8 protein-coding genes and 2 tRNA genes are annotated in these 8,787 nt (G+C 70.6%); 8 read left to right on the forward strand and 2 right to left on the reverse strand.

Going from position 1 to position 8,787, the window contains the following annotated elements:
• Positions 1–244 precede the first annotated feature (244 nt).
• From ACFYQA_RS06130 to ACFYQA_RS06150, 5 genes are all read left to right on the forward strand, one after another.
• A complete protein-coding gene (locus tag ACFYQA_RS06130) occupies positions 245–850 on the forward strand; it encodes a biotin transporter BioY (RefSeq protein WP_332427634.1) in 606 nt (201 codons plus the stop codon).
• Positions 851–1,175: 325 nt separating this feature from the next.
• Positions 1,176–1,661, forward strand: a complete 486-nt coding sequence (locus ACFYQA_RS06135; protein ID WP_388912214.1) for a ribose-5-phosphate isomerase — start codon at positions 1,176–1,178, stop codon at positions 1,659–1,661.
• 157 nt (positions 1,662–1,818) lie between these two features.
• Positions 1,819–2,646 (forward strand): Fpg/Nei family DNA glycosylase, encoded by an 828-nt coding sequence (locus ACFYQA_RS06140; RefSeq protein ID WP_388912216.1) that lies wholly within the window; start codon positions 1,819–1,821, stop codon positions 2,644–2,646.
• A gap of 127 nt (positions 2,647–2,773) precedes the next feature.
• Complete coding sequence (locus ACFYQA_RS06145) at positions 2,774–3,952, forward strand: PP2C family protein-serine/threonine phosphatase (RefSeq protein WP_332427630.1); 1,179 nt, start codon at positions 2,774–2,776, stop codon at positions 3,950–3,952.
• Between the two features lie 114 nt (positions 3,953–4,066).
• Positions 4,067–4,624, forward strand: a complete 558-nt coding sequence (locus tag ACFYQA_RS06150) for an HD domain-containing protein (protein WP_388912218.1) — start codon at positions 4,067–4,069, stop codon at positions 4,622–4,624.
• Here ACFYQA_RS06150 and ACFYQA_RS06155 read toward each other — a convergent pair.
• Entirely contained in the window at positions 4,621–5,835 is a 1,215-nt protein-coding gene (locus ACFYQA_RS06155; protein WP_388912220.1) for an acyltransferase family protein, read from the reverse strand. The two genes, ACFYQA_RS06150 and ACFYQA_RS06155, sit on opposite strands and share 4 nt — an antisense overlap.
• Positions 5,836–6,505: 670 nt before the next feature.
• Between ACFYQA_RS06155 and ACFYQA_RS06160 the strand changes: the two genes are divergently transcribed.
• Positions 6,506–6,700, forward strand: a complete 195-nt coding sequence (locus ACFYQA_RS06160; RefSeq protein WP_332427626.1) for a hypothetical protein — start codon at positions 6,506–6,508, stop codon at positions 6,698–6,700.
• A gap of 97 nt (positions 6,701–6,797) precedes the next feature.
• Here ACFYQA_RS06160 and ACFYQA_RS06165 read toward each other — a convergent pair.
• Positions 6,798–6,871: transfer RNA gene (locus ACFYQA_RS06165), tRNA-Gly, on the reverse strand.
• A 168-nt stretch (positions 6,872–7,039) separates the two neighbouring features.
• Here ACFYQA_RS06165 and ACFYQA_RS06170 point away from each other — a divergent pair.
• Positions 7,040–7,116: transfer RNA gene (locus ACFYQA_RS06170), tRNA-Pro, on the forward strand.
• Positions 7,117–7,284: 168 nt separating this feature from the next.
• Positions 7,285–8,787, forward strand: a 1,503-nt coding sequence (gene tig / locus ACFYQA_RS06175) for a trigger factor (RefSeq protein WP_388912223.1), incomplete at its 3' end; no start/stop codon positions are given.

Raw genomic sequence — 8,787 nt, forward strand, 5'->3', positions numbered from 1 at the left:
CGGAGGTAAGGGCCTCCCCGCACGCTTTGGCGGGACCCTACAGGCGTCGCCGGACCGGCCCTGTAGGAGAGACCACGTCACCGCAGTGACCGGCATCACTCCGCGCCCCGGTTGGCGGGCGTTCTTTGTCCGGAGCCCACCACGGGCGTGCCGGAGCCTTTGTCGAGCGCTGACGGTGATCGGCACGAGGGCGCTGGGATAGCGTCGCCGTGTCCCCAACCGTCCTCACCTCCGCGGAGTCCCCATGAGCACCGCAGCCGCCACATCCGCTCTGCACCAGCAGGGCGGGACCCGAGCCGGTCTGGTCCTCGCCGACCTCGTCCCGGCGTCCCGCGTACGGGACGTGGCCCTCGTGGTCGGAGGTGCCGCGCTCACCGGCATCGCCGCCCAGTTCGTCGTCCCCGTCCCGGGCTCCCCGGTCCCGGTGACCGGTCAGACCTTCGCCGCGCTGCTCGTCGGTACCACCCTCGGCGCCCGGCGCGGTCTGTTCGCCCTCGCGCTGTACGCGATGGCGGGCGCCGCCGGTGTGCCGTGGTTCGCCGAGGGCGGGTCCGGCATCGGGATGCCGTCGTTCGGTTACGTCCTGGGCATGCTGCTGGCCGCGGTCGTCGTGGGCTCCCTCGCCCGCCGCGGTGCCGACCGCTCCGTCTGGCGGACCGCGGGCACCATGCTGCTCGGCTCGGCGGTCATCTACGCCGTCGGCGTGCCCTACCTGGCGCTGGCCACCGGCATGTCCGCCTCCGCCGCGATCGCGGCCGGCCTCACCCCGTTCCTGATCGGTGACGCCCTGAAGGCGGCGCTGGCCATGGGCGTGCTGCCCACCGCCTGGCGGTTCGTCAACAAGCGCTGACGGCCGGGCCCCTGCGAACCGATCCGCAGCGAAAGAACGAAAGAACGAAAGAGCGAAAGGCGGAGGCCGTCCGGGCGTGCGTACAGCGCCCGGACGGCCTCCTTCCGCGTTTTCGGGGCCGTCCGGTGAGCTCACCGGACGGCCCCCGCCGGTGGGCCCGCCCTCCCCTCCTGCCCGCTGTGGCCGCCGCGACGACCGCCACAGCCCGGTCGCCCCGGTCGCCCCGGCCGCGAGGAGCGCGGCCCCCGTCGCGCCCAGCGGCAGCGGCTCCCGCGCCCCCTGCCCCGGCGCGCCCGCGCGCGATCCGCCGTGTCACACTCGGAGCATGCGCGTGTACCTCGGTTCCGACCATGCCGGATACGAATTCAAGAACCACCTCGCCACGTGGCTCAAGGACGCGGGTCACGAGCCCGTCGACTGCGGGCCCCACATCTACGACGCCCAGGACGACTACCCGCCCTTCTGTCTCCGCGCGGCCGAGCGGACCGCCGCCGACCCCGGCAGCCTCGGCATCGTGATCGGCGGCTCCGGCAACGGCGAGCAGATCGCCGCGAACAAGGTGAAGGGCGTACGAGCGGCCCTGGCGTGGAGCGAGGAGACCGCGGCGCTGGGCCGCACGCACAACGACGCCAACGTGGTCGCGGTGGGTGCGCGCATGCACACCACGGACGAGGCCACGAAGTTCGTCGAGATCTTCCTGGGCACCCCGTTCTCGGGAGACGAGCGCCACAGCCGTCGCATCGACATGCTCGCGGCCTACGAGACCACCGGCGATCTCCCCCCGATCCCGCCCCACCACCCCCAGCAGTAACCGGCGACCGGCCCGTCCACGACCCGCCGGGGAGCGACGGCTCCCCCGGCGGGTCCGAAGGACGTGGCCGACGCCGGCGGCCATGGGACAGTCATAGGGCATTCAGAGGGCAGAGAGAGCAGCGAGAGCAGCGAGAGCAGAGAGGGGGACCGGAACCGTGCCGGAGGGACACACCATCCACCGGCTGGCCGAGGACTACGCCGCCGCCTTCGCCGACGGCAGCCCCCTGCGAGTCACCAGCCCCCAGGGCAAGTTCAGTGACGCCGCCGCCCTCCTGGACCGCACCCCCCTGCACACCGCCGACGCCCACGGCAAGCACCTCTTCCTCGGCTTCCGCGACCCCGACCCCGAGCACACCGACTGGGTCCACATCCACCTCGGCCTCTTCGGCAAGGTCGCCCTGGGCCCGGCCCCCGCGCCCCCGCCCACGGACACCGTCCGCCTGCGCCTCGCGCACCCCACCGCGTACGCCGATCTGCGCGGGCCCACCACCTGCGCCCTGATCACCGGCGTCGAGAAGCGGGCGATACACGACCGTCTCGGTCCCGACCCCCTGCGCCCGGACGCGGAACCGGACACCGCGTACCGCAGGATCAGCCGCAGCCGTACGACGATCGCCGCACTTCTCATGGACCAGAAGGTCATCGCCGGCGTCGGAAACGTCTACCGCGCCGAGGTTCTCTTCCGGCACCGCATCGACCCCTACCGGGCGGGCCGGGACCTCACCCCCGCCGAGTGGGACGCGATCTGGACCGACCTGGTCGGGCTGATGCGCGAGGGTGTCCGCAACAACCGCATCGACACCGTCCGTCCGCAGCACACCCCGGAGGCGATGGGCCGCCCGCCGCGCGTCGACGACCACGGTGGCGAGGTGTACGTCTACCGCCGGGCCCACCGGCCCTGCCACATCTGCGGCGGCGAGATCCGCACCGCCGATCTCGCCGCCCGCAACCTCTTCTGGTGCCCCGCCTGCCAACACCGGTAGACAATTTCCGCCGGACGCTCCCCGCGACGGCGCCCGGTGAAGTTGACTGTGAAGCAGGTCCCCCAACGAGGGACAACCAGGACCTCCCGTGCCAAGTGGCCGGTCCGATCGATAGGGTCCCGAACTAATGGCAGCAGGACGAGAGAGGCGCGCAGAAGCCGACACGCTGACGGCCCGGGTGAAGAAGCAATGGCACCGGGCCCGCGTCGGCGTGCGCCGGGCTGCCGTCGACTACTTCCGCGGGGACGGCTCCGACTGGATAGCCCTCGCCGGACTGCTGCTGACGATCCCGCTCATCTCGGTGGCGACCCTCGCCAACTCCGTGTGGTTCGCGCCGTCCGCACTGGTCCTGCCGATCGTCGCCGGCGGGCTGCTGCTGCGCCCGGCGAGCCTGCTCGGCCTGTACGCGGCGGCGGCGACCGCGCTGATAGTCGAGGCCGTCCGACTCGGCCCGTACACCGAGGGCGCGTCCCGGGTCACCCCCGGCGTCGTCCTCGTCGTGGCCGCCGGAGGCTTCTTCGGCCTGGTCGTCGCCCAGTTCCGCAGCCGGGTGGGCGTGCCCTGGCGGCGCGGCGGCACCATGCTGTTCGACCTGCGTGAACGCATCCGCGTCCAGAGCCAGTTGCCGGCCCTGCCGAGCGGATGGCACCGGGAGATGTCCCTGCGTCCCGCGGGAGGCCAGTCCTTCTCGGGCGACTTCGTGGTCGCCGCCCGCACCAACGGCGGGCGCACGCTGGAAGTCGTCCTGACCGACGTGTCCGGCAAAGGCATGGACGCCGGATCGCGCGCCCTGCTGCTGTCGGGCGCCTTCGGCGGCCTGCTCGGCAGCCTCCCGCCGCACGCCTTCCTGCCGGCCGCCAACGGCTACCTGCTCCGCCAGGAATGGGAGGAGGGCTTCGCCACCTCCATCCACCTCGTCCTCGACCTGGACTCCGGCGACTACGAGCTGTACTCCGCCGGGCACCCGCCGGGCCTGCAACTCAGCGCGGGCAGCGGCAAATGGGAGGAGAAGACGGGCGACGGCCCGCTCCTCGGCGTGTACGACGGTGCCCAGTTCGACCCGGTGAAAGGCTCGCTGCGCGCCGGCGACGTGCTGATGCTGTTCACCGACGGCCTGGTGGAGACGTCGGACCGGGACATCGTCGAAGGCATCGACCGCCTCACCGGTGAGGCCGACCGCTATGTCGCCGGCGGCTTCCACGGAGCGGCCTGGCACCTCATCGAAGCGGTCGCCAAGGACGTCAACGACGACCGGGCGCTCCTGCTGATCTGCCGCGAGGGCCCCACGGCCGCCGCGACCCGCTGACCGGACGGAGAGGGGGCGGGACAGGGACGGGGGCCGCACCCGCATCCGTGCCCGGCGCCACTCGCCTGACCCCCTCCAGCCCGCGCGGCACCGCACGCGGGGGACACTGGAGGGGTGACCGGGACACCGCGCAACCTGCTGACAACGGCCCAGATCGAGGCCACCGCCCGTGCCGTGCACGAAGGACAGACCGACAAGGCGGGCGTGCCGTACGCCGAGCACCTCCGGGCCGTCGCCGAGGGCGTCCGGGCGCGCGGCGGCGACGAGGAGCAGATCGCGGCGGCCTGGCTGCACGACGCCGTCGAGGACGGCAAGCTGTCACAGGAGTGGCTCAGGGAATCGGCACTGACCCGCCGGACCAGGGACATCGTCCTCGCGGTCACCAAACGGTCCGGGGAGCCGCCCGAGGTGTACGCGGCCCGCATCCTCGCGACCCCGGGCGCACTGCTGGTGAAGGAGGCGGACCTGGCCCACAACGCCGATCCGGCACGGCTGGCGGTACTCGACGAGGCGACCCGCACACGACTGACCGAGAAGTACACGCGGATGCGCACACTCCTCGGCCTCGTGGCGGGCGAGCGGCCGGCCCGGCCGGCCCGGCCGGCCCAGCCGGCCGACCGGCTCGACCGGACGCACCGGCCCGGCCCACCGCATCGCGATGCGGCCGACTAGGCGGAGACCTGCTCCTGAATCTCCCGGGCTTCCCGCGTCTCCCCGGCCCCCTGTTTCGCCGGCTTCTCTCCTTGCCCGCGCCCGCGGGCCGGTTCGGCCGCGTCGCGCTTGAAGGCCCACTCCATCCTCGGCTCCATCACGAACCGGAAGACCCGCTGCACCGGCCTGGAGCACAGGAACGTCACCAGGACCGCCGCGAACACGGTCACGGCGACGGCGCCGGCCGGCCCATGCAGCACCGAGGGCTCGAACCAGCCCCGGTACTCACCGGCCCTCATCACGAAGCCGTGCAGCAGATAGCCGTACAGCGTGCCCGCGCCGAGTGCCGTGAACCACATGTGGCGGCCCGGCACCCAGGCGAAGAAGCAGGCCGTCAGCAGCAGGCAGCAGCCGAACAGCACCAGCGTCATCACCGGGCCGGCCCACCACGGCGCGCCCAACTCCTGCGCGGAGTCACGGTGGTAGAGCCACCCGGTTCCGCCGAGCACCCCCGGAGGCCAGGCGAGTGCGAGCGCGGAGACGAACACGGGCACCGACAGGATCCGCACCGACCGACGGCGCACCAGGTGGAAGTGCTCGGGCCTCAGGCACAGACCGAGCACGAAGTACGGCAGGAACTGCAGGACACGCTGCAGATCGAGGTCGTTGCCGATCTGCGGGGAGGCGCTCGCCAGCATGGCGATGCCGAGCGCCAGCGGCAGCGGGTGGCGCACCGCCTTCCAGATCGGCGTGGTCAGCCGCCAGATGAACAGCGCACACAGGAACCAGGTCAGATACCAGGGGTCGAGAAGGCTGATCTCATGCTGCGGGTCGCTGTCGACGACCCGCTTGAAGAGCGAGTAGGCCGTCTCGAAGACGATGTACGGGACGACGATGCCGGTGATCAGCCGCCGCAGCCGGTCGGGGCGCATGTCGAAGCTGCGCGAGAAGTAGCCGGAGATGATGATGAAGGCCGGCATGTGGAAGGCGTACACGACGGTGTACGCAGCCTGCAGGAACTGGCTGTCGTCCTTGATGGGCTCCCAGAAGTGACCTACGGCCACCAGTACGATCGCCAGGTACTTGGCGTTGTCGAAGAACGCGTCCCGCCGCTTGCCGGAGCCCGACGCCCCGCTCCCCGGCGTATCGGTCGTCGACGTGCCGGTTCCCGGCGACGGGGCCGGGGCAAGCGGTGTTCCGTGATGGCCGTTCGGTCGCGGCGAGTCCGTCACAGGGCCACCCGCCGGGAACTCGGGGAGGGGGCCGGCGCACTCGCTGCGCATCTGGAGGACGAGGCAGCGTAGAACATTTGAGGCACCCTAGCGCTCGCTGTGGGGAGGCGTAAAACCCCCACGTCATTCCGGTTGTCCATTCCGGATACCCCCGATCCGTGAATGCGGACGGCTATGCCGGCGTGATGACCGGCACACGCCCAACGTGCCGCGCGGGCACGACTCCTAAGCATCCGGTACGCCGTTTTCGGTCCGATTCGTCCAGGGCGAACAGGGCATATGGCTCGCCCATTGCGTCCCGAAGGGATGCCCGCTTCATCCCTCTACGGGGCCGGTGCGGGAGGAACGTCGGGATACGTGGAGCGGCAATGGGAAACAGTCGCGGAGGTGTTGTGTGGATACGGCACCGGCCCGGTCGGATTCCTTCCGCGAGTGGTGAGTCGAATTGCCGTGCGAGGTCGCACTCCTGGTTCCACGCGGGACCCGTCCGGCGCCCGCCCGTTCCCTCGCGCGGGCGGGCGCGCGCACGCGGAACCTGGCCGATGTGAGACGGATGATGCGTCACGAGCCGCATAGGCCGGCCCTGTTGGTGGCACGATGGTTCTGGCGGGATGCGCGGGGATGCGTCGCCCGGACCGGACGAGCGGACCGACCAAGGGTGTGATCAGTTGTGGCCATTTCACTGTCTGTGGTGCTGCTGTTGGCGATCATCCTTGTAGTACTGATCAGAGGGGGGTCCATCAAGGCCGGGCCCGCGGTCGTCGCGATCCTCTTCGGCTTCTTCCTCGCCTCCACCGGCATGGCCCCGTCGATCAACCGCTTCATGGACTCGATAGCAGACATGATCAACTCGGTCAGCTTCTGAGAGCCGGCTTCCGGGAATCCGTTCCCGGGAAGCTGCTCCCCGGGAACGCGATCAGGGCCGGCGGAGGAAGGAAACCTCCGGCCGACCCTGAGCGGTATGGAGCGGGCGACGGGAATCGAACCCGCGTAGCTAGTTTGGAAGACTAGGGCTCTACCATTGAGCTACGCCCGCACGTCACGTACCGCACGTCCCGGAGGGCGCGGTACTGACAGGCATCGTAGCGGGTGCCGCGCCCTCGCCGCACACCGCGTGCCCGCCACGGCCCCGGCGCCGCACCACGCCCGGTGGAATGCGGCGGCCCGACCGGGCGCCGGCATGTACCCTACGTGTCGCACCAGACGGGGTGTGGCGCAGCTTGGTAGCGCGTCCGCTTTGGGAGCGGAAGGCCGTGGGTTCAAATCCCGCCACCCCGACCAGTCACCCGATCACCACCAGTGATCGGCTTTGGGGCGCTGCAGTCGCTGCCGTTACTATGCAAGCTGCACGCCCGTGTGTCTCATCGTCTGAAGTCTCCGGGCTGCGAAACGGCCGGACCGTTCTGGTCCCGGTGGAAATCCAGAAGTCAGCCACAAGGAGACCGAACCGTGAAGAGCGCCGTGGAGACCCTGAACCCGACTCGGGTTCGGCTCACTGTCGAGGTGCCCTTCGAGGAGCTCAAGGACAGCCTCGACGCGGCGTACAAGAAAATCAACCAGCAGGTCACGGTGAAGGGCTTCCGTAAGGGCAAGGTCCCGGCCCGGGTCATCGACCAGCGCTTCGGCCGCGGTGCGGTGCTGGAGGAGGCGGTCAACGACGCGCTCCCGAAGTTCTACACCGAGGCGGTCAACGAGGCCGAGCTGAACCCGCTGGGCCAGCCCGAGATCGACATCACGGAGCTGAAGGACGGCGAGACGCTGAACTTCACCGCCGAGGTCGACATCCGCCCGACCATCGAGATCCCGGACTACTCCGGCATCGAGGTCGAGGTCGACGCCGTCGAGGTTACCGAGGAGGACGTCGACAAGGCCGTCGAGGAGCTGCGCGAGCGCTTCGCCTCCACCGCCCCGGTCGAGCGTGCCGCCGAGGACGGCGACGTCGTCACGATCGACCTCGAGGCCAAGGTCGAGGGCGAGGTCCTCGAGGACGGCATCGCCAGCGGCGTCTCCTACACCATCGGCTCCGGCGAGCTGCTGGACGGCGTCGACGCCGCGGTGACGGGCCTGTCGGCCGACCAGGAGGCCACCTTCGCCTCCGAGCTGAAGGGCGGCTCCGCGGCGGGCAAGGAGGCCGAGGTCACCGTCAAGGTCACCCAGGTCGCCAAGCGCGAACTGCCTGAGCTGGACGACGAGTTCGCGCAGACGGCCTCCGAGTTCGACACCCTCGAGGAGCTGCGCGCGGACAGCCGCAAGCGCCTGGAGAACATGAAGCAGTACGACCAGGCCACGCAGGCCCAGGAGCGCGTCCTGGACAAGCTGCTCGAGCTGGTCGAGGTCCCCGTCCCCGAGAAGCTGCTCGAGGACGAGATCAACACCCGCAAGCACAACCTCGAGCACCACCAGCTCGGTCAGATGGGCCTCGACCTCGAGAAGTACCTCGAGATCCAGGGCAAGACCGCCGAGGAGTTCGACACCGAGACCCGCGAGGCCGCGGTCAAGGGCATCAAGACCCAGTTCGTCCTCGACGAGCTGGTCAACCGGGAGAAGCACAACGTCAACCAGGAGGAGCTCACCGAGCACCTCATGCGGCGCGCGGCCTCCTCCGGCATGTCCCCCGACCAGTTCGCGCAGGCGGTCGTCGAGGGCGGTCAGGTTCCGCTCCTGGTCGGCGAGGTCGCCCGTGGCAAGGCCCTGGCCGCCGTGGTCGAGAAGGCCGTGGTCAAGGACACCAACGGCGAGATCATCGACCTCGACGACGAGGAAGAGGACGAGACCGCCGAGGCCCCCGTCGCGGACACCGCCGACGAGGCCCCCGCCGAGGCCGAGGACGCCAAGGCTGACGACGCCAAGGCCGAGGACGCCAAGGCCGAGGACGCCAAGGCCGAGGACGCCAAGGCCGAGGACGCCAAGGCCGAGGACGCCAAGGCCGAGGACGCCAAGGCCGAGGACGCC

The organism is Streptomyces sp. NPDC005774 (genome assembly GCF_042871645.1).
In the GTDB taxonomy this organism is placed as follows: Bacteria; Actinomycetota; Actinomycetes; order Streptomycetales; family Streptomycetaceae; genus Streptomyces; species Streptomyces pratens.